The organism is Paenibacillus sp. Y930, assembly GCF_056786375.1.
This window is the reverse complement of record NZ_JBXCIX010000030.1, coordinates 1-945: the sequence shown is the minus strand read 5'-3', so window position 1 is coordinate 945 and position 945 is coordinate 1. Positions and strand designations below refer to the sequence as shown.

General features: G+C 51.1%; 1 rRNA gene. It reads left to right on the top strand.

Annotated elements, in window-relative coordinates:
• Nucleotides 1-945, top strand: a 23S ribosomal RNA gene (locus tag AC1TO5_RS21190); the annotation flags it as partial.

Here is a 945-nt window from a genome sequence, read left to right as displayed (position 1 = left end):
TGAGTACGTAGTCGTAGACCCGAAACCGTGTGATCTACCCCTGTCCAGGGTGAAGGTGCGGTAACACGCACTGGAGGCCCGAACCCACGCACGTTGAAAAGTGCGGGGATGAGGTGGGGGTAGCGGAGAAATTCCAATCGAACTCGGAGATAGCTGGTTCTCCCCGAAATAGCTTTAGGGCTAGCCTCGGATTAAAGTGTCGTGGAGGTAGAGCACTGATTGAATGCGGGGCCCGCCAAGGGTTACCAAGTTTAGTCAAACTCCGAATGCCATAGACATGTTATCCGGGAGTCAGACAGTGAGTGCTAAGATCCATTGTCAAGAGGGAAACAGCCCAGATCATCAGCTAAGGTCCCCAAGTGTGTGTTAAGTGGGAAAGGATGTGGAGTTGCACAGACAACCAGGATGTTGGCTTAGAAGCAGCCACCATTTAAAGAGTGCGTAATAGCTCACTGGTCGAGTGACTCTGCGCCGAAAATGTAACGGGGCTAAACACACCACCGAAGCTATGACATGTACCTTAATGGTACTTGGGTAGGGGAGCGTTGAATATAGGTTGAAGCTAGACCGTAAGGACTGGTGGACAGTATTCAAGTGAGAATGCCGGTATGAGTAACGAAAAGACAAGTGAGAATCTTGTCCGCCGTAAGCCCAAGGTTTCCTGAGGAAGGCTCGTCCTCTCAGGGTAAGTCGGGACCTAACGCGAGGCCGAAAGGCGTAGTGGAAGGACAACAGGTTGAAATTCCTGTACCACCAACAACCGTTTGAGCAATGGGGTGACACAGAAGGGTAGTGACGCGGACTGATGGAATAGTCCGTCTAAGTAGTGAGGCTTGTCGATAGGAAAATCCGTCGGCTATAAGGCTGGGCTACGATGGGGAGCGAAAATTATAGTAGCGAAGGTCATGAGCTCCGGCTGTCAAGAAAAGCCTCTAGTGAGGTCAA